The sequence below is a fragment of the Paenibacillus konkukensis genome (genome assembly GCF_023523925.1).
Lineage (GTDB): Bacteria > Bacillota > Bacilli > Paenibacillales > NBRC-103111 > Paenibacillus_S > Paenibacillus_S doosanensis.
The window spans coordinates 5,983,237-6,008,270 of record NZ_CP027059.1 but is presented as its reverse complement, the minus strand read 5'-3'; the positions used below and the strand labels follow the sequence as shown (position 1 = coordinate 6,008,270).

Genomic DNA, 25,034 nt, shown 5'->3' with positions numbered 1-25,034 from the left:
TCCTTTTCATTTATTAATAAACAATTTATCCAATTCGTAGAAATTATATCATAAAGATCTTCTGAATTCTATAAACTACTACACATTGTTAATATTTAATTGGTAGTAACTACTAAAGGAATAGTAGGATTGGAACTGTTCTTGGCACTATCTATCGCCTTCAATGTGAAACTATACGTTTTTTTGCTTACCAGGTTATTTATCGTATAGGTCGTCGAAGCAGTATAACCGATATAAATATTGTCTTTATAGATTTCATATCCCTTAATATAAGTATTGTCGATTGAAGGGTCCCAGGATAATGTTATAGCTGTTGCCGTTTTATTGCTTGCCCTTACATTTGCGGGTGTGGACGGAGGCGTTCGGTCAATTTTGGCTACAGCCGTCGTAATGACGCTTTCGTTCCCTAAGTTGTCAATCGTTTTACTGTAAACTGTAGTTTCTCCTTCGGGACTAATCGGAACAGACAAGGTGTAATCAATCCAATTATTTTGGTCTCCAATTTTATATTGAGTTTTTTGAACACCGCTTCCGCTATCTATTCCAGGTGTAATAGTAAAAGTAACTTTAGAGTTGGTCCACTCAGCCGTACTCAAATTGATTGTTGCTGGCGTCGGCGGGCTTCGATCGATTTTAATAGTTTCCGTAACCTCAATGCTTGAATTCCCGGAATTATCAAGCGTCCGGGCATAGATTACTGTTTGACCTTCTGCAGTAATCTTGAAATCTCCGGTATAATCAGTCCATACTCCATCCGCATTAAGTTTATATTGGCTCTTATAAAACCCGCTTAAAGTATCAATTCCGTGATTAATCGAAACGGTCACATCATCCTTAGTCCATTCCTTGGTAGAAGCTACAATAGAAGGACTTGACGGTGCGGTTAGATCGATGACAAAAATATATAGTTTGGCTTGTTCGATATTGCCTACAATATCCGTTGAGCGGTAAATCAGTTTATAAAACTGCTCATTTGCCATGACAATCGGCCCAGTATAATTATTCCATGTCGCGCCCTCGTTTAGGCTGTATTCCGTGTTTTTAACGCCAGTATCATCAACTGCCGATAAAATAACTTTTACCGAGCTTCTAAAATAAGTCGGTTGTCCCTCGTCACCCAGTATTTGGATTGATGTTACCGGCGGTGTGACATCAGGATCAATTCTTATAAATTGAGATTTCGTCGTTTCCATATTATTGTTGTAATCTTTGGAACGATACAAAATTGTGTACTGATTATATTCCGACAAGTGAAGTATCGTATGATAAGGAATCCAAGTTACACCGCCGTCCAGGCTGTACTCACTCGACTGTACGCCGGATTCATTGTCCGTAGCATTTAACGTGATATCAATAGGTCCATAATATTGCCCAGATGTTACAGGGAGCTGGTTTACGAGCATCGTCGTCTCAGGCGGGGTTGAATCGTTTGAAACAATACTATCCCCTTGAATGATTGTTGTAGGCTCTAACTCCGTAAGAGTGCCAGAACCTTTTACATCATAGCCTAACTTAAATCCGATATCTTTCATCGTTATGATTCCTTTGGTCGCTGGAGTAACGGGGAGTTTGTAATATTGCTCAAACTGCAATTTTTTTCCGCCGCTAAAATCAGCTTCTTCGATAGTGACTAGCCCGTTATCGGTACCGGTTATTTCAATACGATAGTTTTTGGAATTAGGTATTTGAACATATTTATGTCCGTCCTCTATAAAGTACAGAATCCCAGGGATATTCTCCTCAAGAGAGCCGTCAGGCAAGGGACCCGTGTGTCTGCCGTTCACGTCGTAAACATGTACATCTACAGGCGATTTAAAACCAAAAAACTTTTGAAAAAGACTGGTGCAGCCCGAATAATCGCAAGTATCAATATCCGATGGAACCGCAGAACCAGGCGATCCCCACGGTATACCATTTCCAGGAGCCCCGCGACGAATTCCGTCTTTGGTGAAAAACGGCAGTATTTCTGATTTGAAGGCCATCATAGCAATCGGATTAAACCAAGGCAGCTTTTGTCGCAGCGGTACAGAACCTTGCAACTGGTCGTATGCAGGTTTATTTTCTTTCTCAAGACGCTGCCGTGCGCATTCGGCACGTAATCCTTTAAACCATACCTCAGATAAGAAGCTATTTGCATCAATATTAGTTTCGCTTTTCAATTTGCTTAAAAATTGAACTAATTTAGCGTCGGCAGTATTTGACCATTTTTGAATATCTATTGGCGGATGACTTCCATAATTACCCACTAAATTCCCGTTTAAGTAAGCATAATGATATGGAAAATAACTGCTTTGAACTGTATGAGAGCCATCCTTTTCATCAACCCAATTTGCACTAGATTGCCCATCTGCTGAAATTTGAACCTCCAAAGTTGAAAAGATGGATGGGATATAATGACTTTCACCGGTATTTCCGATCATCCCATTAATTGCACCCGACGGATCTGCCAATTTGGCTATACTGTCCCAAATATCAGGGGCATTTACGCTGACTCTGCTTTCCAAAAAAGACCTGACGGAATATTGGTAAGCATAATTGTCTCTTGGTATAACTTCTTCTGTTTGCCAGTTAACCTGCCTGGTAGGAGATGGTTCATTATCACAGTAAAGCGATTGTGTAATATCTCTGTCCGCCAGAACACGAGGTGTGCTTACGAAACGATTGCCGTCTGATTTGCCCTCCAAAATAATTTGGTTTAGTTGTCTAAAAGAATGCTGAGGATAAGTATAATACTCTGTAATCGTAGCGTTAGGGCTCTCTGATGGAATGTGATCCTCATGAAAAGGGCTATTTTCGACTTTATCAAAAGGAAGATAACTTAAAACCGCCCCTGTCGTTTTAACTAATGCATATAACCGAAGAGCTGCGGAATCTTCAGCGCCTCCGGGTCCCGATGCAATAACCTTGATTTCATGGTCGTTGATATCGTCCGGGGAGAACCATAAAAATTGGCTTTGATTCAATACGCTATTTTGTTTGGCACCATCGACGTAAAGATCCGCGCTTGTTGCTTCGCCACGGATATCCAAATGGAAGTAAACAATTTCCCCGGGATTATAAGAATCATCGTAATAAGAATCTGTTGTCGAATTAATTTTGTTTAGTTCCACTGTTAAGCTAGGTCTTCGAATGACCGAAATTATGATTTCGGTTAGCGACGCAGGGCTGTCATCCGGGATTACTTGAATAATATAATCGCCCTCATTCGTATCGCTAAAAATAAAATCCCCGCTCATGACATTAGCAAAATATGAAGACCGTAATTCGTTTCTGGAATCGTCTAATATTTTTACATATGTATTGTGAAAAGTACCTTTGTAAGAAAAATGAACCGTAGTTGTTTCCCCGGATATAAGGGTTCGTTTGGCAGCAGTTACATCAGGTGTAGCGTCAGGAGGAATCCCCCCGCTCGAAACGGTTACATAAACAATCGCATAAGCTTGAGACTCGTCGTAATCAGTGTTCGGGTCATCTATAAGATTGACCTCGATCCGATAATGCCCGGGTACGGTTTGCTTAAAAGTCCAGTAGCCGTTCAAAATAGATGAAAATGCGGACTCTTGAACTAAATTATTGTGTTCATCATAAACCGATATAAATCCGGGATGCGGTAAATCATCAAACCAATAATGAAGTGTTGCTTGCTGTCCGGGAAGCACTGTGGAGGGAGCTATTTCTGCATGCGTAAGCAGCGGAATTACCGTCCCCGAATCATTTCCGGTTGAAATGGGCTCGCCAGTAGTATCAAGAACAACCTCTCTTTTATATTTTTCCTGTATTGCATTTATCGGTTGTATAAGCCCATATCCATAGTATTGTTTATCTCCTAAGAATGTAGCGGAGTTAAGCATTGAAGCTCGTAATTGCTTGACGTCCCAGTCCTTGTGAGCGGACCATATATCTGCCGCAGCTGCAGTTACTATTGCTGCAGACAAAGATGTGCCCGATTTAACCGTATATTTATTGTTTATATCAGTTGTACTAATCCAAGAACCTGGTGCTACTAATTCCAATTTTGAACCGTAATTTGAGAAAGAGGCTGCTTTATATTCATTATCAATTGAACCAATGGCCATAACGGCTGGGAAGTGCGCGGGATACAAAATCGATTCCGTTCCATTGTTACCCGAAGGGGCAATAATGAGGATACCGGATTCCCACGCTTTCTCAATTGCTTCTTGAAGAGCCTTACTTGGTTCAGTCCCCCCGAAGCTCATATTGATAATATTTATATTGTTATCCATTGCCCAGTCCAAGGCTGCGATAATATCACTGTAAGATCCTTGACCATGTTTATCGAGCACTTTGACTGCATACAAATCTGCAGACGGGGCGATTCCCTTAATGCCAACATCATTAAATTGAGCATTAATCAAACCTGCCATATTCGTACCGTGACCGTTATCATCCTGAAAGGAATCCCCTACAAAAGAAATTCCTCCAGCTACGTTCAGATCCTCGTGGTTCAAATCGATACCAGAATCAAACAGGGCAATCTTTATATTTTTCCCCGTATGTCTATTACTCTCTAGCAGATTGCCTTTAACAGCACGAAAAGCCCATGTTTCCATCGCGGCATGGTTCATATAACTGTATGTTGCCTCGGTTACAGAGGGAGCGGCCGTCAGAATAGATACCGTCTGGTCTAATTCTATGTACTCAATTGAAGGGTCTTTCCTTAGCTGGGCAACTTCGCTATTTGAATATTCCATAACAATTTGAGAAAAATGGCTAAAACTATTTATTTTTTTACCGACTTTTGTTTTGTCTAATTCAGAATCTATCTTCTTATTAGACTTTGAAAATTCATTTTCATTTTTGAATTTTACAATGTAGCGTTTTTTGTTGTTTAAGTATGCTGATTGAGTGACTGTTTCTTCATTGTATGTATTGTCTGTAACAGTAGGAGCAGCGGATCTAACAACCGGATTGCCAGGCTCAGTAAAAGCATAGCCAATATTGTAAAAACTAGAATCAAAAAAAACGAATAGAATCATGATAAATGATATTAATGAAAACCATCTGCGTTTCATGTGTCCATCCTTTAGAGTGTATTTGTCCCTTAATCAATATTCGCCTTCTTTCCCTTTTATTGGGACTAATACAGTATATTAGGAAAACCATTAACTGTAAAGCTATTGAATTTAACAAAAAAACACACCTTCCAAATGAGATTTCAACGTCTCAAATAGTTAGTGTGCTACCGTTCCAAAATGAAGTTTTAAGCGGGTGATGGGAATCGAACCCACGCTACCAGCTTGGGAAGCTGGAGTTCTGCCATTGAACTACACCCGCATGGTTGCCGCGGCGTACTGTTAATTATATACGGACTTGCCGTAACTTTCAACTGCAATTCCGCGAAACCCGTTCAACCCACCGATCGATCGTTCCGTCAAAGGGGAACTTCCGCTCAGCCACCCGCTTCTGCAGCAGCTCCAGCTCTTGCCGGGCGCGGGCTATCAATTCGTCCGGATAACCGTAACGTACGGCATTGGTCGCAAATTCATCCTCGTCGACGACTTTCCATTCGCCGCCCCGGCAGATCAGGTCCAGATCCAAGTCGACAAAGGATACGTGATTCCCCTGTATTCGCGCCGGCTGATTAATATTGCAATAAAACTGCCGGATCGTTCCTTCCGCAATATCCGCGCTGACGGTGAACCAGGAGGTGAACGAAAAAAATTCGATGGTCCAGTGGTCCATCGTAAATATTTTGCCTTTGGTGTAATGATGAAGCTTGCGCCCCTTCTCTCCGAGGACGAATACGTATTCGCCGGTCTGCTCCAGCAGCTTCGTATTCCATTCATAATGAAGATGATTGCCGTATTTCAATGACTGAATCGTCAAATTTCCGCTTGATTCCATATCCGGTTCGCCCCCTTATCGTTTACGCTTGTCCGCTCAGTATACCAAAAAAATATACCTCCTACGATATCGAATATCGATAGGAGGCGGTGTCATGCCGTGGTATCTATTGTGCATCCAATGCGCCGATATGGTTAAACGGATAATAACGGAACAACACTTTTCCGATTAGTTTGCTTTTGTCGACGAACGGCGTCGGCCACAAATGCGAGTCCAAGCTGTCGTTGCGGTTATCGCCGAGGAAGAAGTACTGATCGGCAGGCACGGTAATCGGGCCGTACGTATAGTTCATTTTTTCCTTAAGATAAGGCTCGTCCACTTTCTCTCCGTTGCGGTACAGCGCGCCGTCCTTCACTTCTATCGTATCTCCCGGCAGGCCGATCAGCCGCTTCACGAAACGCTGATCCGCTTGATCAGGCAGCGGCGGATAAAAGACGACGACGTCTCCGAACTTGAAATCGGTCAGCTTGACCATTTTCTCCACCAATATTTTATCGTCCAGCTGGATCGTAGGCAGCATCGAGCCGGTCGGCACTTTCATTCCTTGAGCTACGTACGTATTAAATGTAAAGCTGACAATCACAGCGATTGCCAACGTTGGAACCCATTCCTTGATCCACCGTTTCATCCGATGCATTTACTCAGCTCCTTTGCCGTTTCTTCTGTTACTTTACACTATTTCGGCAAAAGAAAGATTAATGTAACATAAATTTTCGAATCGCGCTTCGCCCGATCAGGAAGAAGCTTTCTCCGCTTTGTTTTTCACGGTGATATATTCCTTGAGCACTTGGTTGTCCGAGCTCTTCCATTCAATCTCAACCTGCGTCGTATCCTTCCAGCTTGTTACGGTTCCTTTTTTATCCAAAGTTACGAATTGCCCCGGCTTCAGCAGCGTCGGCTCGATCACGGCGTTTGCCAGCGGCGTCCCGCTGCCGTGAACAACCGTAACGTTGACGTTATCGATCAGTTCGTCCACCTTGTAAGCTACCGATGCGATTTCCTGAAGCTTGTTATTTTGAGGCGCATAGTCTACCTTTACTTTCCAATGCAGCGATTCTCCTTCCAGCGTGGCCGGCTTCGCTCCGGGATCGCTCGCCGTACTGGCCGTATTGCCCGAATTGGGCGTCCCTGCCTCCTGCTTGACGCAGGCCGCCAAAGGCATGGCCATAAGCATCAAAGCCAGAATGGTAATGATCCGTTGTTTTCTCCGCATGCCGCTATTCCTCCTGTATGGCTATATGGTTATCATGGTGCTGCTGGCAATATTTTATTCCAAAAGGAGGCCTCGTTTCAAGTCGGGGGCGCTTTGACAACCATCCGGCATTATCGTTAAATAAAAGAGATAAGCTAACCAAATTCAGGGAGGGATTCAGTTGAAATACCGCAGATTGGGCAAGACGAATATGAAGGTGTCCGTTATTGGAGTCGGCACATGGCAGTTCGGCGGCGAATGGGGTAAAGCGTTCACGCAGGCGGAAGCCGACGCCGTTCTCGATCAAGCCAAGGAGTCCGGCATCAACCTGATCGATACGGCCGAATGCTACGGCGATCATACGTCGGAATCGCTGATCGGCAGCTATGTAGCCCGCAACCGCCGCGAAGACTGGGTGATCGCCACGAAATTCGGACATCATTTCCACGGCCATCAGGAGCGTACGCAGCACTGGTCTCCTCAAGAAGTGCTGTCCCAGCTGGAAGCGTCTCTAAAGGCACTGCAAACCGATTATATCGATCTATACCAGTTCCACTCGGGAACGGACGAAGCGTTTGATCAAGACGAGCTGTGGACGTTGCTGGACAAGCAGGTGCAAGCGGGCAAAATCCGCCATCTCGGCACCTCGATCGGCAGCAACGACAATCTGCATCAGACGGCGGCCTCGACCCGGGTGAACTCGCAGGCGATCCAGGTCGTTTATAACCGGCTCGACCGCAAGCCGGAGGAACGCGTCTTCCCCTCCTGCGAAGAGCAGGATCTCGGCGTGCTTGCCCGCGTGCCGCTGGCGAGCGGATACTTGAGCGGCAAGTATAAGCCGGGGGCCGTATTTCCGGACAACGACGTGCGCAACCGCCATGACCGCGAGCAGACGATTCAACGTCTGGAAGAAGCGGCCCGAATTCGCGAGAACGAAGTTCCGGCCGGCATGAATATGGCCACTTGGGCGCTGGCATGGTGCCTGAAGCATCCTGCCGTCACCGCCGTCATTCCCGGCTGCAAGAGTCCCGAGCAGGTTATCGCCAACGCCGCCGCGGCGAAGTATGTATCCGATCTGCATAAGCAAGCGTGGAAAGATTAAAGCATAATAATCCATGTTTTTAGACAGGAGCGTCCATGTTATTGAGCTGCCGGGTTGAGGTATGCTAATTCGTGAAACGAAATAAGCATTTCCATGCGGTGCAGAAAGGTCTTGAACCCGATGAAGCTTACGACACGAATTTACATGGACGCCGCTCTGCAGAACATGAAGAGCGTCAGTTTTTTCACGTTTCTGCAAGTACTTATCGCCCGTCTGGGCGCGAGCAATTTCGAGATCGCCTTATCCAATTCACTGCCGCCTCTGTTCTGCGCGTTGTCGCTAGCGTTTCTTACACGACAGCTCCCGGTAACCAGAGGCGTCTTTCTTGCGAGCGGCTACGTTCGTCAAGCAGCCTTCCTTTGCATGGCTTTCGCCGCGCTGCTGCCTCATCCGGTACCGTTTCTGCTGTTCTTCTGGTGCATTAACGCCGTCGCCGTCATGATTACGGGAGCGCAGCAGCCGGCCATTATGCGCAAGTGGGTCGCTCCGGACGCGTTCCCGCAAATTTTCAGCAACAATAAAATTATCGGCATCGTGATCGTCACTTTGGGCAGCTTCGGGATCGGGCAGTATCTCGACGCATTCGACTGGATGTTCCCGAAAAACTACGTATTTTCCATGCTGGTCGGCTGTCTCGCCACCTTCGCCGGCATGTCGCTCATTGCGGAGCTGGCTCCCAAGGAGAAGCAGCCGATCCGTCTCTCCTGGATGCGGCCGCTGCAGGAATGCGACCGCAAAACGTGGTGGATGGGACTGAATAACGTCGGGATTGCGATGGTCGCTCCCTTGTTTGTCATTTACCATGTCAACGTGCTGAAGCTGAGCAACTCGCAAATCGCCTATTTCGTCGTGACGGCCGGCATCGTCTCTACGCTGCTGCTGCCGGTCGCGCGCCGCTGCATGGAACGGTTCGGCGTACTGAAAGTATACGGCACGGCTGTGATCGGAATGGCGCTGGCCGTGCTGCCTTACGGCTTCGTCCATTCCTTCTGGCTGCTGCTGGTCATACAGGGCTGGGTCGGCGTCTGTCTGGCCGTGCACGAGGTGGCGTCGCAGACGATGATGATGAAGGAAGCCGCCAAGCATAAAAAAGAGATGGCGTACTTCTCCGACTTTCAGCTGGTGATGAACGCAGGCAATGCCGTCGGCGCGCTGGCAGCCGGAGCTTTAATCTCATTTCTGCCGATGTGGGGCTGCTTTATCGTGATCGCCCTAAGCCGCGTCTTCTTCTATTTGACTTACCGCTCTTCGAAGGAGGCCGAGTCGCACCAGCCATCCTCCGCCATGCAGCAGGCCAAATCGGCCAACGGATAAGCAGGAGCTGCGATTTGCACGCATTTTTTAGTAGGTTGGATCGGCGTCTAACCCTTCCTCTGGGATCGTTCTATGGGTAGACATTACTTTCGGGGAGCCCCCGGATTTCCACAGATATGGCTGCGCATCATTTCCTAAACAATAGTCATAACCACCGGCTTAGCCGGTGGCTTCCATCAGCCCTATAAGGGCATGGTACTAGCACGCGCCTAAGAAGGCGCACTGAAAGTCTGCCAACCGCGAGCGGTCCCGGGCTTGCCCCTCAAAGGGGCTCTTTTATTTGCCCTTTCCTACCGACTCACCCGTAAACGGGTCGAACAATTCTTTCATCGTGATTTGTTCGTAGTTCTTATCCTCTGTTAGTTGATTTCGAATGTATTCGGCTATCGCTTTCCTGTTTCGCCCTACCGTATCCACAAAATAGCCTCTGCACCAAAATTGCCGATTTCCGTATCGATACTTCAGGTTCGCAAATTTATCGAAGATCATCAGCGAACTTTTTCCCTTTAAGTACCCCATAAACTCCGATACACTCAGTTTCGGTGGAATACTCACCAACATATGGATGTGATCCGGGCACGCTTCCGCTTCGTGAATCTCCACCCCTTTGCGCTCACACAACTCCCGGATGATCTTTCCGATCTCTCTTTTTAATTTCCCATAGATGACTTGCCGTCTATATTTCGGTGCAAATACAATATGGTATTTGCAGTTCCAGCGGGTATGTGCTAGACTGCTCTTATCCATTCCCTTGTCCTCCTTGATTTGATGTTGCGGTTGGCAGACCGGCTATCATCTTATCATAAAGGTCAAGGGATTTTTACTCATAGCTATAAGCTTTCCCGAACCCCCAGTCGAACTGGGGGTTTTCTTAGACAAAAAAACCCAACCGGACTCCTTTGTCCCGGTTGGGTTTTGCCGTTAATACAGACGGATTTGCTTATCGTATACCGTCTCGTCATCGTTGCTGTCCATAACGCGAACCTCGATATCCCAATAGCCGGGATACGGCAGATAAGCGCCGCTTGCTTTATACGTATACTTTTTTAAACCGCCGAAATTATCTTCTATGCTGTTGTCCTCCGCGTATTCGAGCGGCACCTCGATAGGGGCGATATCCTTGCTCTTCGCATCATGCAGCTTCAAGATCATCTGTTTCGGCTTGCCGAGCGGTTCGGGCAGCCATACCTTCACCGTAAACTCGTTTACTCCCGGCACGTTCGGCGTAATCTGCGCCGTCATATGGATTTTGTCCCCCATCACATGCCAGTTCAGCGGTTCGTTGGCCGGCAGCGGCGTCAAATAGGTGAACACGCCGACAATGGCGACGATGAGGAGCGACAACACCGCATCGGTGCGCAGTAGGAGGCCGATTTTGCGTTCCCCGCGTTTGCGGTATACGAAGCGCAGGCAGCCGGCGGTGATAACGACCAGAACGACCAGGGCGCTTTTGGCGAGCAGCAGCTTGCCCCACTGCGTTTCCAGCACGTACTCGATATCGGGCAGAAAGATAACCGTCGACAATATGCCGGAAGCGGTTAGCAGCAGAATTGAAGCTAATGCGGCTCCGGAAAAGCGCGGGAAGAAGGCCAGTCCGTCTTCCTTGCGCTTGCGCCACAGCACCAGCAGCATCCACAGCCCGCCGACCCAGAGCGAAGCCGCGGCCAGATGAATCATATCCAGCAGCAGCGTCTGCTTAAGCGGCTCGAACGCCGCCGCATGCCCGTTCAAGCTTTTCGCCAGACAGATCAGACCCACCCACAGCAGGTCCAGCCATAGGCTGCGGTGCAGCACGACGAAGCTGAGCAGCGACAGCAGCAGCGAAACCATCCATACATACCCGATCCACGTCTGCGTGAAGATAACCGTCAGCGCTTCGGGTCCGCCGTCGCCGATTAAGGCGAACACATGAGTAAACATAAAAAAGAGAAAGGCCAGCAAATATCCTCGCTGAAGCTGGGTGCCCCAAGACTTCAGCGCATCCAGCGTCTCCGGGCCGAAGCCGCCGAAGCGCAGCCATAAGAGCCAGCCGCAGAAGGCAAGCATCAATGCGTAATATAAAATGCGCGAAATGAATTGCATGATATCGACGAAACCTATCTGAGCGGACAATCCGTGCGAGTGGAGATGCTGCATCGTCGGCGATGCTTCGATAGGCTGCTGGCTCAAGCTCTGTCCGACCGCAAACAAGTAGGTTCCTTCGACCGGGTGCCCGTCCGCCGAAATGATATGATACGTTACCAAATAGCTTCCTGAAGACAGCTTGGGTAAATCGAGAGATACCGTCGTCCGGGTCTCGTTCATCCGCGCCTTGTTCTCCGTTACCTGCTTTTTGTTGTTGTCAAATACTTTGATATAAAAAATGCCGTCTTCCAATCGCTCGTTAAACGTAAGCTCGACCCTCTCCGGCGCTTGGTCCAGCTCCGCGCCCGATGCCGGCGACGAACTCACAAGCGTTGCATGAGCCGAGGCCTGCTCCGGCAGCGCGGCGAAACCGATTCCGAGTAATAAGATCAAACAACAAAGCATTTGGACGAGCCGCCCGCTCTGCGCGTGACGAAGCCGTTCATAAACGACCGATTTCATGATATTCACAATCCCCCTTTGACCGCAACCGCCGGACTACTCTCCCGTAAGCTTCTTTCTTCCCGCATATCCGTCGTACAGTCCGTGATAATGCTGCACGCTCTCTTCGCCTTGGCGCCAGCACAGAAGCACTTCCTCCCCGTTCAACAAGGCAGGGAAATCGACGAGCCCCATATCCACGTCCTTCAATTGAATTCCGTTCAGCTCGAAGCTTTGCATGACCGCATTGCCTTCGACTTGCAAAAAGTCCATTTCGCATTCCAATGTAAAGTACGGGTCCACTTGGGATGCGCCGCCCTTTTGCTTATGATAAGCCTTGAGCTGATGCAATTCCTCGTATTTCTCGCGAAAACGGCGTTTAATATCCTGCAGCTTGGCCAGCTCCTGCTTCACAAGCGGCAGCATCGCATTGGCCTCAGCCAGTGTAAAATACGTTTTGGCCATAACACACCTCCAATAAAGGTACTTCTTGACAACCCGGCGGCGGACCGCCCTTCGCTACTTGATTCGAGGAGCCTCGCCATCCTCATCAGGACGAGAGTGAAGCGCTCCTTTGGAATCGTGCTCATGCTCGTGACTGTGCGGATGATCGTGATTATGACTGTGGCTATGATCATGCGCGCCGCTGTGAGCGCTGTTAGCATGTACCCCCGCATCCATATGCGTCACCGAAAGCTCGGCATAAAATACGCCCTTCAACACCTGAATCCGCTGCTGAAGCTCGCGCAGCCGGCTGACGACGCCGCGCACCACAATCACCTCCAGGCATTGAAGATGATTCAAATGAATATGCATCGTCGAGTTGATCTCCTGATGGTATTCGTGCTGCAGCTCCGTCAATACGATCGGCAAATCGCTGACATGATGGTCGTATACCATGACGATCGTTCCGGCAGCCATCTGCTCGGGATGAATGTTAGACGGCGCCAGCAGCGCCTTGCGCACAAGATCCCGTATCGCCTCCGAGCGGTTATCGTAGCCTTGCTCCTCCAGCAGCGCGTCGAACTGCTCGATGAGCGATTGCGGCATGGAAATGCCGAATCGGACCAATGCGTCCTTCTCGCTCATTTGCCTCGCTCCCCTTTCCGTTTAATCCCTCGTATCCTTGCTGCCGCGCATGCGGCAATGCTTCTTTTAATGTAGCATACTCGGGCGGAGCTAACCAAACTTTTCACCGTAATGTCATACTCTGGACATAACGGGCTTAACACTGTATGCATCGTACATTTTATTGCGCATTCGCCTTCATATCTATTGCTTTATTCAGTACTATATATTATTATGTACTTAACGACACTGAGTTCGCTCGCTGCTATGGTTCGTTGCAAGGAAGGATGAATGCCCGTGGAAATCGATAAAGAAATATTAAAAGGCCATATCGACACGATCCTGCTGTCGCTGCTAAGAGCGCAGCCGATGTACGGCTACGAGCTGTCCAAGCTCGTTCGCGAGCGCAGTCAAGGCCGTTTCGAGCTTAAGGAAGGCACCTTGTACTTGGCGCTGAAGCGGCTTGAGAAAAACGGCTATATCGAGTCGTACTGGGGTGCGGAGGAAGAATCCGGCGGAGGCCGGCGCAAATATTACCGCATTCTCGACACCGGCGGCGTGCGCTTCCGGCAAAAGCAGGCCGAATGGCATTTCGTCAAATCCGTTATGGATACATTTATTAAGGAGGAAGCCGAACTATGAGCAACCCTATCGACCGGTATATCGATTCCTTGTACCGGGATTACGACGCAGGCTCGGCCGAGCTGACGGAGCTGAAGGCCGAAATGAAGCAGCATTTGCTGGACGCGGTCCGCGATTTGAAGGCGCAAGGATACACCGACGAGGAGAGCGCCAAGATCGCTCTGGATCGCTTCGGAGACGAAGACTCGCTCTCCGCCGAGCTGCAGGCTTCGTTCAAGCTGCACCGGACATTTGCCCGCGGCCTGCTCTACGCCTCGCTCGTCTTCGCGTTCATCGGTATCGTCGTTGCCGGGTGGTTTCTGCAAAGAGACTTTCACGCTTCAAGAGAGCATTCGGCGCTCACTCTCGGTATCGGCACTATGCTGAAGGAGCAGACCGCGATCACCCCGCAGCTCAAGGAAGAGCTGGATTCTTTCGCATCGCAGCATATGTACGGCACCCGTTATATCGCCGTGTTCCAGAACCCTTCGAACGACCCGATATTTCCCCAGCCGCTTGACCGGGCGGTCTATATATATCCGCCCGATGCGACGCACGATACCGAGAGCGGCATGGGCGGGGGCACGGATGGATACTGGTCGACCCAAGCCCAGCAAGAGCGCTTTGTGACGAGAGGCTACGGAGCCGGCTGGTCCCTTCCGTTCTTTGCGGCCTATTGGCTGCTGTTTGCGATATGGGGCTTTGTGAACGCCTACCGCGAACGGCGGTTGACCATCATTTGGGGCGCGGCTTTCGCCTGCCTCAACGTCTTCGCCTATCTCTTGTTTCGTATCCGCCGCAAATGGCTTTATCATTAGACATTAATAGACTCCCGAGTAGGTCCAATTAACTATTTTTCTTTCGTAAGGAACGCCGCAAGTCCCCCGTTCGTGCCGGCCGGATCGGGCTGAAATCAGCCTCCACAGCGGGGATTCCGACTCGCCTATATATTGTGGAAGTACTTTCATAATCGACAAATATCATTTTTTGCGGATTCGTAGACTGCTCTCTTACGGAACGGGCCGGGCTCGGCATTCAAGGACTGCACCGCACAACCGCTTTGCCGCCATTAGGCTTACACAGCTGCTGGCATGCGCCTTCTGTTTTCAGGACGGCCGCATGCTTTCCAATGAACGGCTGAAAAAGCTCGGCTTGGAAATTTTATATCCCGAAATCTCCGATCATCCGATGAAATGGGACGACTTGTTAGGAAGCGGACGGATGCCGGCCCCGTACACGCCGAAAGCCCGGTTTCGCTTAACATACAGCGAAACCGGGCTTTTAGGTTACCGTCATCGACCGTGCAGGCCGCTTACAGATTAAGCAGCTGCCTTACTTTAAATTCCAGCTCCACCATCGAGAACGGCTTATGCATGAATACGTTCACGCCGAGCGAGAGCCCCTTCGACAGATCGTCCTCCCGGGTCCGCCCGGACAGCATCAGAATATGCATATCCTTCGGCTTGGCTTCTTCCAGCTCCAGCCTCTCCAGCAGCTCGAATCCGCCCAGATTGGGCATTATGCTGTCAAGAATGCACAGGTCCACCTGCTGCTGCTTGATCAGGACGTAAGCTTCCTCGCCGTCCGCCGCTTCAAGAAACGTAATCGGCAAATGCTGCAGCTTCGACATGAGAATCGAACGCAATATTCGGTCGTCATCGGCGATAAGCACCACCGTCTTCCTTCCTTGGGCGCCTTCCGCAATTCCGTCCTCCCCGCCCATCTCCTTGGCATACTGCAGCACCTTGTTTCTCCCGCATTGCTTGGCCGCGTACATCGCATCGTCGGCGCGTTTGATCCACTCTTCCACCGTCATGTCCTCCGACCACTCCGCCACTCCCGCAGAGAAGGTAATATAGTAGGACTGTCCGTCATTTTGAGTGACCGGCTCATTGCGGGTCAGCTGCAAAATGCAATCAATCGATTTTTGCGCGTCCTGCGCCGTGCTGCCCGGGAGAACGACGACGAACTCCTCGCCTCCGAAACGGGCGATCAAGTCCGTCGCCCGCAAATGATTTTGCAGCATATGCGCCAAGCCTTGAAGCACCAGGTCGCCGATATGATGGCCATGCGTGTCGTTAATGGACTTGAAGCGGTCTATATCGATAAAGACGAGGGAAATCGGCGTCGGATAACGGCGTATCCGCTGCAGCTCGACTTGAATCTGATGATCGAAAAAGCGCCGGTTATAAGCGCCCGTAAGCGGATCGCGAAACGCCATCTGCTCGAAGCTCTTCGTTCTTTTCAGCAGGCTGTATATTCGCGCGCTCAATTCTTCATATTGAAACGGTTTCGTAACGAAATCATCGGCGCCCAAATAGAAGCAGCGCACCTTATCCTGAATGTCATCCCTTCCGGACAGAACGACCAAAGGAACCCATTTTAAGGTTGGATCTTCCTTAACGAATTCAAACAGCTCGTATCCGGATTGAGGGTGCATCATAAGATCCAGCGTGATCAGATCGTAAGAGTGCTCGCGCAGCAGCTTCTGCGCAGTCGCAACGTCGGAGGCATGGTCCACCTCATAGCCTTCCAGCTTCAGCCGCCTTACCAGATAAGAGCGCAGCACCTCATCGTCATCGATAATCAGCAGCCTGCCTCCGGACGGCGTCATCGTCGTTTTGCCGAATTGCTCCTGCTGCTCGTCGAGCTCCATCTCCTGCTCATAGAGACCGAGCTCCATAACCAGTTGACGCTTCCACCTCTCGCCGGCTTGAACCGCTTGGTAAAACTGCGCGCGCACGGTATGCGAACCGAGGATGCTTTCTTGGTCTTGCGCCCATTCCCATAAATGCACGAGATTCTCCGCAGCCGATCCGATCCGCTCGAATTCGAACATCGGCGCACTGCCCTTGATCGTATGGACGATCCGATATATTCGTTTGGCCGTATCCGCCGTGCGTTCCCCGACAGGCGCGCCATGCAGTTCTTCAAGCTCCTTGAGCTGTTTGCGAAGCTCCGAGACGTATCGTCTACGTCCCTCCTTCATCAGTCTAGCTTCCTTCAGCAAGCGTTCCTCAGGTGATGAATGACGCAAACCTTTCACTTCCAGTCATTTCGTAATAGATATGTATAGACGCTTATTGCCCGCCCTCTATTAACTGTCCGACGGTATCGACCAGCTGCAGCGGGCTGAACGGTTTCACGATATAGGCGGTGACTCCGGCCGACTTGGCTTTCTCCCGGTCTTTCTCCAGAGCTTTGGCCGTCAGCAGGACGACCGGCGTGTTCTGATTCGGGTTCGGCTCTTTGCGCATCCATTCGCATACTTCGACTCCGGTGTATTCCGGCATCATATAATCCAGAATAATGAGATCGTACCGGCGGTTCCGAATGTGCTCCAAAGCTTCCTTGCCATCCTCCGTTTCCGTAATTGCGTAGCCCTCGTCGGCTAATGTTTCCGTAAGCAAAAAACGAAGAGCCAATTCATCATCGGCGAGTAAAATACGGTAATCAGGCATCGCGGCAGTCTCCTTAATTCCCTAACAATTTGCTTTATTATACCATTTTACATCCCTGACAGTATGTAAAATTTCATACAGTTATAATGTCAATTTTATAACACAACCGTTTCTCCTTCTTAAGAACTATGTTAAAATAAGGTTATCTTCCATTTTACAATATTTTTTTAAAATATTTAGTTACTGAGAACTATTGAAAGGAGATGGAAAGTCTTGAGTGATTTAGAGCTTTTGATTAAAAAAGTTTCACGTTACGTCTCCTTCGGTCAGCCCGTTTCCTCCGGTTCCGTCATCAATCAGCGCATATCCGATCCTCGGGTTCCCATATCCGCCTGTTATATGTCGATGAAGCTCATGAATGAACAAGAGCATTACTATTACGAAATCTGGCTTAAAAAGGAAGGTATGTTCGCCGTTACGGAAGCATGGTATAAAGAAACGACCGTATCCCGGAGCTTGCTGTACGACGATCTGACCTACGAACAGCTTGCCGAAGTATACGGCGAAGAAGACAGTCGCACCGTAATCATGCGCATGAACGAGATCATCAAAAAATCCGAGAATGAAGATTGGCATCGGATGTTAGGATCAAGAAGAGTTTAGGGAGTCGCTCTCCCTCAAACTCTTTTTTTATTCCGGTGAATGCTCCAAGACCCTCCTTCGATGACAGGGCAGCCTCTCGGCTCCTCCCATACGTAGACCCATCCCTCGCGACCGCTCATCAAAGCATCTTGTATCCACACACGATCATACAAATTGCTGCGTCCCGGGCCGAAATAATCCTCCAGCTCATCCATCGCCGCAAGCCCTTCTTCGCTGACCGTAAACCATTCTCCGCAGACCAGTCCGTCTCCTTGCAAAATCAAGGCCGGATAAGGCCCGTAATCGCACAAGATGCCGCGGACCGCTCCCGGCTCGGCCGAAAGCAAATAAGGAGCCGTTACATGATGATTACTCTCCCCGGTCATCAGTGTGCCATAGACGAAAACGGAAATCAAATGCTCCACCTTCCTTTTTAAAAAGAAAGCAAATGGGCGCCGCGGCGGACGATTGCACCGGACTTCCCAAGCCTCTCTCGCATACAGTATAACAGAATCCCAGAAGGGAGTTGACCCGATGCTTAGTACAGAAGATGCCAATAAGATCATTTTATTCTTGTCCGCCGCTTACGGCTGCACGGATTCCAAAGAAGCTCAGAACGAATTTCACCGCTTGGCCAATGAGCTTCGCAAAGCGTCCGGACAGCCTGAAGAATAAGTATGAACCGGTTTCGCGGGTTCAGTCCAAACCGGACTGAAGCTTGCCCGCCGAAGCGCCGAAGAACGGCCGAACCGCCGCTTTCGATAGGACAACCTCGCCGCCGCTTCCTGCCGGGAAGCCGGCGATTTTTTTCATTCACGCGCCGGCATCGCCGCTCATATAGTAAGTTAGCTTGCGCCTAAAGCCGGAATTTTTTATGCAAAATGATAAAACACATATTGCCGATAACCTTAGTAGGAATTATAATAAACACATACTTATTCAGAGCATACGAATGCATGGGGTGGAGATCAATGGATTGGAGCATTGCACTAATGGGGCTGCTGGTCGGCCTGCTGGTCGGATTGACCGGTGTCGGCGGAGCCGCGCTGTTAACGCCGATACTTGTGTTTTTGGGCATTCAGCCTACCGTTGCCGTTGCGACCGACTTGTTTTACAACTCGATAACGAAGCTGTTCGGAAGCATTCAGCATTACCGCCAAAAAACGATCAATTTCAAGCTGACCGGCTACTTGGCCGCAGGAAGCGTGCCGAGCGCTATCGCTGCCATCCTGCTTTTGGAGCTGTATCCTCCCTTGCATGCGATTCAGGAGACGATCGTCAAGCATGCTCTCGGCATCGTCCTCATTATCGTAGCCGTCCTGAGCATCGCCAAGCAGTGGATCGGCCGCTTGGACACCAACCGCCTGTCGGAGAAACCGCTGGAGGAGAAGAAGCGGCTGACGATCGCCATCGGCGCGCTGCTCGGATTCATCGTCGGGATGACTTCCATCGGCTCGGGCTCGCTGTTCGCCCTAGCCATGATGTTCTTCTTCCGTCTCGGCGCCGCCGAGCTCGTGGGCACCGATATCGCCCATGCGTTTCTCCTCGTTTCGGCCGCCGGCATCATGCATGCGGGCTTCGGCAATATCGATTATCATCTGGCCTTGAATCTGCTGGCCGGCTCCGTTCCCGGCGTGCTGCTCGGCAGCGGCTTGTCGGCCAAACTGCCGGCCAAACCGCTTAGAACGTTTATGGCCGCCATCATTCTCATCAGCGGGCTTAAGCTGATTTAACTCGGGACGCCCGTTCCCGTAAGCCGGCCCTTCGAGCCCGGAGCGATTCCCCATGCCTGCAGCTATCGTCCGGCGGATTCGCCGTTTGTCCGGGCCAAGAAAAAAAGCCTTAGGATGATAATCCCGGCTTTTTTTTCGTTTATATCGAACCCATTATGCGGCCTGCCGGCTTCCGGCTAATGCTGCCTGCCGACGGCCACGCGGGTTTTCACAATAATTTTACGGATGCTGTCCTCGGACAAATGATATTTTTGAATCAGCTCCATGACGGTCGAGCCGTTCTCATAGAGCCGGTAAATTTCGTGATTGCGCCGCTGGATCGTCTGTCTCGTTCCGTTGTTCTCGCCCCAGCCCGCGCGAGTCTGATCTTTCTTCGGGATATAGATAATCTCGCCCTGAATGTAATCCTGCAGCTGCTTCAGCAGGCTAGGGGGAAGAATATCCTTTCCGTTCTTGTAACCCATAGATGAATGCCTCCTTCCGTGCATTAGTCGCATGCGCCGCCGTGAAAGAGATAAGCATTTTCATCTTTACACCTCCTAAGAGTTTTCGCTCCGCCGAGCCGCGTTTTTCGCAGCCGCAGCCGAACCTTTAGTAACGTTAGGGTCATCCATGAAAACAAAAAAACACGATCTGCCGTATCGTGCCTGGGTGCCATACTATATGTCATGGTTCATGTCAATGACGTCAGGTGACGGTGATGGGAAAATGCTTATTCAGTTCAGCCAAAACCCTTTTTTAGTTGTTGTGAATTCAAACATCGAAGCCACTCCTTTCGTCATATTTTCATGATTCCAATTACTTCCTAATCGATTATACCCTATGTAAGGTATTCATGTCTATTCATGTTTTTTGGGAAAAGTAGGGGGAGGCTTTGGGGGCCTCCCCTGTTTTACCGCCAGGAATATGCGGCATCCTTATAACGCTGAGGCGATAAGGAGGAGCACGTTCCCTCCGGCGGCAAAACAACCGCTGACGCGGCCGCCTATCCTTGCGGATCGGCGTTATGGTTATGGAGTCTCTGCATTAAGCAGAGACCACCTCCGGTTGTGTAATCATGTCTGCGATCACTCCTTTCTTTGAGTGTTAGCTGGCCTGCTACAACTATTATTTACTCATATTTACAAATTCAGCTCAAGCGAAAAAATCGTTATAATGAATTTCTCCTTGCCAAGCCCTTCCCTTGCCGATTCCTTGCCAGATGGCAGCGCCGGCTTCCCCGCCGTTCCGTTACGCGCTTCCGCCGCAGCCTTCCTAAAATCCGCGCTGCTGAAGCCAGGAAGCGCATACTTCCGTCCAAGCTCTGACGCCCGGCTGCTCCCCGGCAAGACCGAGGCCGTGCCGGCCGCTTTCGAATACATGAAGCTCGAAAGGCACTTTATTGCGGCTGAGCGCGCTGGCGAACAGCAGCGAATTTTCTACCGGGACCGAAGCATCGTCGGCCGTATGCCATAGGAAGGTCGGCGGCGTATCCTCGGTAACCTGAAGCTCGCTCGACATCAGCTCCACCAGCGCCCCGTCCGGATGCTCGCCGAGCAGGTTGCTGCGCGAGCCTTGATGGGCATGCGCGCCAAAGCTGATTACAGGGTAACAGAGCACGAGCAAATCCGGCCGGGAGCTGAACCGTTCGACCGGATCTTCCGCATCGGGGCGTCCCGCGTCGTAGTGCGTTCCGGCGGAGGAAGCGACATGACCGCCCGCGGAAAATCCCAGTATGCCTACGCGGCCCGGATCGACCTTCCACTCCGACGCGCGGCTGCGCACCGTCCGGATCGCGCGCTGCGCGTCCATCAACGGGTTCGGATGACGGTAAGGCGCCACCCGGTAATGAACGACGAACGCCGAAATGCCCAGCGAGTTGAGCCACAACGCCACAGGCTCTCCCTCATGCTGCGCCCGGCGCGCGTAACCGCCGCCGGGGCATACAATAACCGCGGCGTTCGGTCCGCCGTTTCCTTCCGCCAAATAAGGAACCAAGGTCGGCAAATCTTCCGGCTCGTTCCCCAGCGCATTCGGTGTGCCGTCGGGCCATAACAACAAACTCATCGTAACTTCCTCCCAGCATCGTTATCGAAATCTATGATTCGATCATACTATAACCGGTAAAATACGGAAACCGTATTTTTTTTATTGTTTAGGAAATGATGCGCAGCTCCTGTGGATATCCGTGGGCCCCCCCGAAAGGAAAGTCTACCCATAGAACGATCCCAAAGGAAGGGTTAGACGCCGATCCAGCTTAGGCTGGATGCGGACGGAATAAGCTTCAGAGCATCACGTCACTACCCTGGAAATTACTCTTGGTACCCCATTTCCATTGTCTGTGGTGCCGCGTAGCGGCATGGATGGCTTTTGGGGGATTTGTTCCTCTTCGGCAAGAAGAGCGGATAACTGCTCAATGAAAAATTCATTTTCTTCCTTCGTCCCGACGGAAACCCGAATATGATTCGTAAGCCCCCAAGCCCCGCCATAGCGGACGATCACGCCGCGCCGCATCAGCCGGTCGTACAATTCCTTGGCTCCCGGCCCCAAATCGGCCAAGATGAAATTGGTCATGCTTTCGGTATAGCTCAGACCAAGCCGGCGGAAAGCGGCGTACAACTGCTCGCGCCCTTCGGCGTTCACCGCTCTCGATCGGCCTATATGCTCATGGTCGGTCATCGCCGCCTTGGCCGCTTCCTGCGCCAGCGAATTGACGTTGAACGGCTCCTTCACCTGCAGCACGCTGTGGATAATTTCCGGCGACGAGACGCCGAAGCCGACGCGGATGCCGGCAAGCCCGAAAATTTTGGAGAACGTCTGCAGTACGATAACCGGATAGCCTTGGCGCACGAATTCAAGCCCGTCGGTATAATCGTCCGCAGAGGCGAAATGGCTGTAAGCGGAATCGACCATCACCAGCACATGCTTGGGAAGCCCGTCGAGCAGACGCCTCAGCTCCGGCTTAGGCAAATACGTTCCCGTCGGATTGTTGGGAGTGCAGAGAAAGAGCATCTTCGTCTTCTCCGTGACCGCTTGCAGGAGCCGGTCGACATCGTATTGATAGTCGTCATTGAGCGGCACCGAAACGGGCTCCGATCCCATCAAATAAGTCCCGAATTCATATTCGCTGAAGGTAGGAGACGGCATGATCACCTCGTCCCCCGCCTCTAGGAACGCTTCCGCCACCAGCTTGATCAGTTCGTCCGCCCCGTTCGTGACGATAATTTGCTCCGTCGACACGGAAAGCTCGGCGGCGATCACTTCGTTCAGCGCCTTCGTTCCGGCATCCGGGTAACGGTGAATTTCCGGCAAGCAGGCAACGATCGCCTCCATCGCTTTCGGAGAAGCGCCTAGCGGATTTTCGTTCGATGCCAGCTTCACGACCTTATCGATTCCAAGCTCCTTCTGCACTTCCCAGATCGGCTTGCCGGGAGAATAAGGCTTCATATTGCGCAGCGCCTCGCGGGCCTGTACCTGAAATTCGGTTTGTCTCATCATCAACAGCTCCTTCAACATTCGCTTTCACGCTACAACTCGATATTACACTAATATATTAACTTAGTAAAGCGTTAAAATGGTAAGTTGACACAGTAGACGTATGGTGAAAACAACCGCTGCGGCGCCCGTTTGCCTCTTGCATCCGCCATTGAAATCGGATTAGGAAGAACAATTCCCCCAAAAGTGACGTGATGCTCTGAAGCTTATTCCGAGTACTTTCGGGGAGCCCCCGGATATCCACAGGATATTGCTGCGCATCATTTCCTAAACAACGATAAAGCCGCCCTCCGGTATGGAATGGCGGCCTCATGTTTTCAGATTATTGAGCGTCCGAACCATGCGGCGAACACGTCCGCACAGGCGGCCATTCGCTCTTCCAAGCGCCGCTAAGCTTCGTCCCAGACGACTTCCCAGTTCGCATTCAAGGACGCTTCGATCGTGCCCTTCTCCATAATATAGGTGGCCAGCAGCTCGGCCATATCCGTCGGAATATCGCGTACGACCGGCTTGCCCTGGAACATCGTATAATTGCCTCCGCCGGCCGCGCGGTAATTGTTCATAACGACATCGTACTCGGCGTTCATGTCCAGCGGTTTACCCCCGTAATTCAGCAGCACCACGCGCTCGCCCTCGGGACGGGAGATGTTCAGCTTGTATTCGATGCCTTCCCACATGTCATAATTGTAATGCTGCGGCTTCGGCTCGCTGAAGGCGGGATTCACCTTGATCTCCTCTCCGTCATAGCGGGCAAAGTAAGAGGCCGAGCGCTCGAGCGCGTCCTTGATGTCTTGACCGCTGATGCGAATGACCTGCAGCGTATTCGGATAAATGTAATTGGAGACGATATCCCGCATCGTAATGTCCGGCGGGAAACCCGGAGATATATTATCGAACAAAGCGGTGTTGGAGATCGGCGCACCGGACAACTCCATCTGCACCTTGTTAATGAACTCAATCAGCGGATGCTCCTTCAGTCTGACCCCCATCGGGTCGGTCACGCGCATATCGCCGAGCAGCTTGCCGATCGGCTGATCAAGCCATTGCTGCGTCAGCTTCTCGTGAGGCTCGACCAGCTCCAGAATCGCCTTCACGGCTTCCTCTTCACCCGGAGGCAGCAGCTCCGACGTCGCGTCCGCGATCGTCCACCGGCCTTCCCGCTTCTCCAGGCGCAGCTCGACTTTGCCGAGATACGTCCCTTGACTGCCCGGCTGAATCACCGTCACTCCGTTAATGCGGCAATCGGCGATCGTCCGATGCTGATGCCCGGTCAGCAGCACGTCGATTCCTTCCACTTCCCGGCATAGCGCATACCCGAGATTCTCCCCGGTCAACGGTTCCGTCGGCTCTCCGGTCGCCATATCCCGCTCGAAACCGCCGTGGTAAGAGACGATCATCACGTCCGGCTGCTCCTCGCGGCGGATTCGGCCGACCCATTCGCGCGCCGTTTCGAGAACGTTCTCGAACCGCAGTCCCGCGATATGCTCCGGCTTTTCCCAATTCGGAATATACTGCGTCGTCAGCCCCAGCACGGCGATCTTGACTCCGTTCGTCAATTCAATTATGCGGTACGGCTTCCCAAAAAATGGCTCGCCGCTTGCGGCATCGACAATATTCGCGCTCAACCACGGAAAATTCGATTCCTTCGCCGCTTTCTGCAGCAGCTCCAGGCCGTAGTTGAATTCATGATTGCCGATGACTGCCGCATCGCAGCCGATCAGGTTCAAGCAGCCGATCATCGGATTCGGCGCCTCCCCGTTCAGCTTGGCATGATGGTACGCCAGCGGCGTTCCTTGAATCAGGTCGCCGTTATCGATATAGACGACATGTTCGTTCCTGCGGCGCTCTTTTCCGATCAGCGAAGCGATTTTGGCCAAACCCATGGAAGTCGGCTCATTATTTGCATATTGAATGGGCAACATAGTCCCATGAAGATCGCTTGTTTCCAGTATAATCACATGACAGCTTTGCTCGTTATTCATACGTTCGAATCAGCTCCGTATCTCCAAATTCCTCTTTTCGCAAAAGAGATTTGTTCTCACTATACCAAAAAGATG

22 protein-coding genes and 1 tRNA gene are annotated in these 25,034 nt (G+C 50.7%); 7 read left to right on the top strand and 16 right to left on the bottom strand.

Annotated elements, in window-relative coordinates; translation table 11 throughout:
* Window positions 1–95 precede the first annotated feature (95 nt).
* The 5 genes from SK3146_RS26165 to SK3146_RS26145 all read right to left on the bottom strand — a co-directional run bounded on the left by SK3146_RS26165 (window position 96) and on the right by SK3146_RS26145 (window position 7,078).
* The gene (locus SK3146_RS26165; protein ID WP_249861521.1) at window positions 96–5,033 is read right to left on the bottom strand and encodes an OmpL47-type beta-barrel domain-containing protein; all 4,938 of its coding nucleotides are present in this window, start codon (window positions 5,031–5,033) and stop codon (window positions 96–98) included.
* 191 nt (window positions 5,034–5,224) lie between these two features.
* Window positions 5,225–5,295: transfer RNA gene (locus tag SK3146_RS26160), tRNA-Gly, on the bottom strand.
* A 48-nt stretch (window positions 5,296–5,343) separates the two neighbouring features.
* Window positions 5,344–5,865 carry a DUF402 domain-containing protein gene (locus SK3146_RS26155; protein ID WP_249861520.1) on the bottom strand — a complete coding sequence of 174 codons (522 nt, stop codon included), beginning with the start codon at window positions 5,863–5,865 and terminating at the stop codon, window positions 5,344–5,346.
* Between the two features lie 106 nt (window positions 5,866–5,971).
* Window positions 5,972–6,460, bottom strand: coding sequence for a signal peptidase I (lepB, locus tag SK3146_RS26150; protein ID WP_249861519.1), 489 nt, complete (start codon window positions 6,458–6,460; stop codon window positions 5,972–5,974).
* A gap of 138 nt (window positions 6,461–6,598) precedes the next feature.
* Window positions 6,599–7,078: a hypothetical protein gene (locus SK3146_RS26145; protein WP_249861518.1), complete on the bottom strand. Its 480-nt coding sequence runs from the start codon at window positions 7,076–7,078 to the stop codon at window positions 6,599–6,601.
* A 160-nt stretch (window positions 7,079–7,238) separates the two neighbouring features.
* Here SK3146_RS26145 and SK3146_RS26140 point away from each other — a divergent pair, with 160 nt between their 5' ends.
* Both SK3146_RS26140 and SK3146_RS26135 read left to right on the top strand, forming a co-directional pair.
* Complete coding sequence (locus tag SK3146_RS26140; RefSeq protein ID WP_249861517.1) at window positions 7,239–8,159, top strand: aldo/keto reductase; 921 nt, start codon at window positions 7,239–7,241, stop codon at window positions 8,157–8,159.
* A gap of 120 nt (window positions 8,160–8,279) precedes the next feature.
* Complete coding sequence (locus SK3146_RS26135; RefSeq protein ID WP_249861516.1) at window positions 8,280–9,473, top strand: MFS transporter; 1,194 nt, start codon at window positions 8,280–8,282, stop codon at window positions 9,471–9,473.
* A 276-nt stretch (window positions 9,474–9,749) separates the two neighbouring features.
* On the opposite strand, the gene tnpA is transcribed toward SK3146_RS26135, so the two are convergent.
* The 4 genes from tnpA to nikR all read right to left on the bottom strand — a co-directional run bounded on the left by tnpA (window position 9,750) and on the right by nikR (window position 13,127).
* Complete coding sequence (tnpA, locus tag SK3146_RS26130) at window positions 9,750–10,220, bottom strand: IS200/IS605 family transposase (protein ID WP_249860177.1); 471 nt, start codon at window positions 10,218–10,220, stop codon at window positions 9,750–9,752.
* A gap of 174 nt (window positions 10,221–10,394) precedes the next feature.
* Window positions 10,395–12,059 (bottom strand): copper resistance CopC/CopD family protein, encoded by a 1,665-nt coding sequence (locus SK3146_RS26125; protein WP_249861515.1) that lies wholly within the window; start codon window positions 12,057–12,059, stop codon window positions 10,395–10,397.
* Between the two features lie 36 nt (window positions 12,060–12,095).
* Window positions 12,096–12,503 (bottom strand): DUF2203 domain-containing protein, encoded by a 408-nt coding sequence (locus SK3146_RS26120; protein ID WP_249861514.1) that lies wholly within the window; start codon window positions 12,501–12,503, stop codon window positions 12,096–12,098.
* A 54-nt stretch (window positions 12,504–12,557) separates the two neighbouring features.
* Complete coding sequence (gene nikR, locus SK3146_RS26115; protein ID WP_249861513.1) at window positions 12,558–13,127, bottom strand: nickel-responsive transcriptional regulator NikR; 570 nt, start codon at window positions 13,125–13,127, stop codon at window positions 12,558–12,560.
* Between the two features lie 276 nt (window positions 13,128–13,403).
* Between nikR and SK3146_RS26110 the strand changes: the two genes are divergently transcribed.
* Together SK3146_RS26110 and SK3146_RS26105 are read left to right on the top strand one after the other, a co-directional pair.
* Complete coding sequence (locus tag SK3146_RS26110) at window positions 13,404–13,748, top strand: PadR family transcriptional regulator (RefSeq protein ID WP_249861512.1); 345 nt, start codon at window positions 13,404–13,406, stop codon at window positions 13,746–13,748.
* Window positions 13,745–14,545, top strand: a complete 801-nt coding sequence (locus SK3146_RS26105) for a permease prefix domain 1-containing protein (protein ID WP_249861511.1) — start codon at window positions 13,745–13,747, stop codon at window positions 14,543–14,545. Before SK3146_RS26110 ends, SK3146_RS26105 begins: the two co-directional genes overlap by 4 nt.
* A 494-nt stretch (window positions 14,546–15,039) precedes the next feature.
* On the opposite strand, the gene SK3146_RS26100 is transcribed toward SK3146_RS26105, so the two are convergent.
* Complete coding sequence (locus SK3146_RS26100; RefSeq protein ID WP_249861510.1) at window positions 15,040–16,716, bottom strand: diguanylate cyclase; 1,677 nt, start codon at window positions 16,714–16,716, stop codon at window positions 15,040–15,042.
* 91 nt (window positions 16,717–16,807) lie between these two features.
* Window positions 16,808–17,188, bottom strand: a complete 381-nt coding sequence (locus SK3146_RS26095) for a response regulator (RefSeq protein WP_249861509.1) — start codon at window positions 17,186–17,188, stop codon at window positions 16,808–16,810.
* A gap of 213 nt (window positions 17,189–17,401) precedes the next feature.
* On the opposite strand from SK3146_RS26095, the gene SK3146_RS26090 reads away from it, so the two are divergent.
* The gene (locus SK3146_RS26090) at window positions 17,402–17,791 is read left to right on the top strand and encodes a hypothetical protein (protein ID WP_249861508.1); all 390 of its coding nucleotides are present in this window, start codon (window positions 17,402–17,404) and stop codon (window positions 17,789–17,791) included.
* 14 nt (window positions 17,792–17,805) lie between these two features.
* On the opposite strand, the gene SK3146_RS26085 is transcribed toward SK3146_RS26090, so the two are convergent.
* Window positions 17,806–18,195 (bottom strand): gamma-glutamylcyclotransferase family protein, encoded by a 390-nt coding sequence (locus SK3146_RS26085; protein WP_434006824.1) that lies wholly within the window; start codon window positions 18,193–18,195, stop codon window positions 17,806–17,808.
* A gap of 109 nt (window positions 18,196–18,304) precedes the next feature.
* Here SK3146_RS26085 and SK3146_RS26080 point away from each other — a divergent pair, with 109 nt between their 5' ends.
* Both SK3146_RS26080 and SK3146_RS26075 read left to right on the top strand, forming a co-directional pair.
* A complete protein-coding gene (locus SK3146_RS26080; RefSeq protein WP_249861507.1) occupies window positions 18,305–18,445 on the top strand; it encodes an N-acetylmuramoyl-L-alanine amidase in 141 nt (46 codons plus the stop codon).
* A 296-nt stretch (window positions 18,446–18,741) separates the two neighbouring features.
* A complete protein-coding gene (locus SK3146_RS26075; RefSeq protein ID WP_249861506.1) occupies window positions 18,742–19,503 on the top strand; it encodes a sulfite exporter TauE/SafE family protein in 762 nt (253 codons plus the stop codon).
* Window positions 19,504–19,679: 176 nt separating this feature from the next.
* On the opposite strand, the gene SK3146_RS26070 is transcribed toward SK3146_RS26075, so the two are convergent.
* The 4 genes from SK3146_RS26070 to SK3146_RS26055 form a co-directional block, all read right to left on the bottom strand.
* Window positions 19,680–19,967, bottom strand: coding sequence for a CD3324 family protein (locus tag SK3146_RS26070; protein ID WP_249861505.1), 288 nt, complete (start codon window positions 19,965–19,967; stop codon window positions 19,680–19,682).
* A gap of 790 nt (window positions 19,968–20,757) precedes the next feature.
* A complete protein-coding gene (locus SK3146_RS26065) occupies window positions 20,758–21,549 on the bottom strand; it encodes an alpha/beta hydrolase (RefSeq protein WP_249861504.1) in 792 nt (263 codons plus the stop codon).
* 225 nt (window positions 21,550–21,774) lie between these two features.
* Window positions 21,775–22,980: a histidinol-phosphate transaminase gene (hisC, locus tag SK3146_RS26060; RefSeq protein ID WP_434006823.1), complete on the bottom strand. Its 1,206-nt coding sequence runs from the start codon at window positions 22,978–22,980 to the stop codon at window positions 21,775–21,777.
* Window positions 22,981–23,366: 386 nt separating this feature from the next.
* A complete protein-coding gene (locus SK3146_RS26055; protein WP_249861503.1) occupies window positions 23,367–24,959 on the bottom strand; it encodes a bifunctional metallophosphatase/5'-nucleotidase in 1,593 nt (530 codons plus the stop codon).
* Between the last annotated feature and the right edge of the window lie 75 nt (window positions 24,960–25,034).

Excerpts from the sequence above, each read along its gene's own strand:
- SK3146_RS26165 (WP_249861521.1), bottom strand. The coding sequence starts at position 5,033 with ATGAAACGCAGATGGTTTTCATTAATATCATTTATCATGATTCTATTC.
- SK3146_RS26155 (WP_249861520.1), bottom strand. The coding sequence starts at position 5,865 with ATGGAATCAAGCGGAAATTTGACGATTCAGTCATTGAAATACGGCAAT.
- SK3146_RS26145 (WP_249861518.1), bottom strand. The coding sequence starts at position 7,078 with ATGCGGAGAAAACAACGGATCATTACCATTCTGGCTTTGATGCTTATG.
- SK3146_RS26135 (WP_249861516.1), top strand. The coding sequence starts at position 8,280 with ATGAAGCTTACGACACGAATTTACATGGACGCCGCTCTGCAGAACATG.
- tnpA (WP_249860177.1), bottom strand. The coding sequence starts at position 10,220 with ATGGATAAGAGCAGTCTAGCACATACCCGCTGGAACTGCAAATACCAT.
- SK3146_RS26125 (WP_249861515.1), bottom strand. The coding sequence starts at position 12,059 with ATGAAATCGGTCGTTTATGAACGGCTTCGTCACGCGCAGAGCGGGCGG.
- SK3146_RS26120 (WP_249861514.1), bottom strand. The coding sequence starts at position 12,503 with ATGGCCAAAACGTATTTTACACTGGCTGAGGCCAATGCGATGCTGCCG.
- nikR (WP_249861513.1), bottom strand. The coding sequence starts at position 13,127 with ATGAGCGAGAAGGACGCATTGGTCCGATTCGGCATTTCCATGCCGCAA.
- SK3146_RS26105 (WP_249861511.1), top strand. The coding sequence starts at position 13,745 with ATGAGCAACCCTATCGACCGGTATATCGATTCCTTGTACCGGGATTAC.
- SK3146_RS26100 (WP_249861510.1), bottom strand. The coding sequence starts at position 16,716 with ATGAAGGAGGGACGTAGACGATACGTCTCGGAGCTTCGCAAACAGCTC.
- SK3146_RS26095 (WP_249861509.1), bottom strand. The coding sequence starts at position 17,188 with ATGCCTGATTACCGTATTTTACTCGCCGATGATGAATTGGCTCTTCGT.
- SK3146_RS26080 (WP_249861507.1), top strand. The coding sequence starts at position 18,305 with ATGCTTAGTACAGAAGATGCCAATAAGATCATTTTATTCTTGTCCGCC.
- SK3146_RS26075 (WP_249861506.1), top strand. The coding sequence starts at position 18,742 with ATGGATTGGAGCATTGCACTAATGGGGCTGCTGGTCGGCCTGCTGGTC.
- SK3146_RS26070 (WP_249861505.1), bottom strand. The coding sequence starts at position 19,967 with ATGGGTTACAAGAACGGAAAGGATATTCTTCCCCCTAGCCTGCTGAAG.
- SK3146_RS26065 (WP_249861504.1), bottom strand. The coding sequence starts at position 21,549 with ATGAGTTTGTTGTTATGGCCCGACGGCACACCGAATGCGCTGGGGAAC.
- hisC (WP_434006823.1), bottom strand. The coding sequence starts at position 22,980 with ATGATGAGACAAACCGAATTTCAGGTACAGGCCCGCGAGGCGCTGCGC.
- SK3146_RS26055 (WP_249861503.1), bottom strand. The coding sequence starts at position 24,959 with ATGAATAACGAGCAAAGCTGTCATGTGATTATACTGGAAACAAGCGAT.